General features: G+C 40.2%; 2 tRNA genes. Both read right to left on the bottom strand.

The annotated features are described in order from the left end of the window. Nucleotides 1-155 precede the first annotated feature (155 nt). A tRNA-Ala gene (locus tag QSJ81_RS25675) sits at nt 156-231 on the bottom strand. A 122-nt stretch (nt 232-353) separates the two neighbouring features. Next, nucleotides 354-430, bottom strand: a tRNA-Ile gene (locus QSJ81_RS25670). Nucleotides 431-617: the final 187 nt, after the last annotated feature.

The following is a 617-nucleotide window of genomic DNA, read 5'->3' as shown; positions in this document are numbered from 1 at the left end:
CTATTTCTTGCCAACCTTTAGTTGGTGGTATATTCAAGGTTTAAAACAAGAATATACAATGTTTCAAAAAATCCTAACATGCTCGGTAATCACCCTAATATTGCTATTAGAATTATTACTTTGCTTTCTTCTGTGCAGTTTTCAAAGAACATAAATGGTGGAGAATAACGGGATCGAACCGTTGACCCCCTGCGTGCAAGGCAGGTGCTCTCCCAGCTGAGCTAATTCCCCATATTATAAGCAGCGAACCAAAATCTACGATTTTGTGTGAGTCGCTTAGTTAACATTGAATGTTAACTTCATTTGTTGATTTAAAAAAATCCGAGTTACCTCGAATCAAAACAACAAAATAATGGTGGGCCTAAATGGACTCGAACCATTGACCTCACGCTTATCAGGCGTGCGCTCTAACCAGCTGAGCTATAGGCCCATTTGAGGTATTCCCTCAAAACTAAGCAATGTAAGTAGGTTGTAATACTACAGCAAGCACATAAGCTCCGTCTAGTATATAATGCCAGATGTGTCGACCTTGGATTAGAACCATGTATTTCAATGATTCAAATCTCCATAGAAAGGAGGTGATCCAGCCGCACCTTCCGATACGGCTACCTTGTTAC

Origin of the sequence: Pelosinus sp. IPA-1, from assembly GCF_030269905.1 — a bacterium.
GTDB lineage: Bacteria > Bacillota > Negativicutes > DSM-13327 > DSM-13327 > Pelosinus.
The sequence above is the reverse complement of the archived record's forward strand: the minus strand, read 5'-3'. Positions and strand labels throughout refer to the sequence as shown.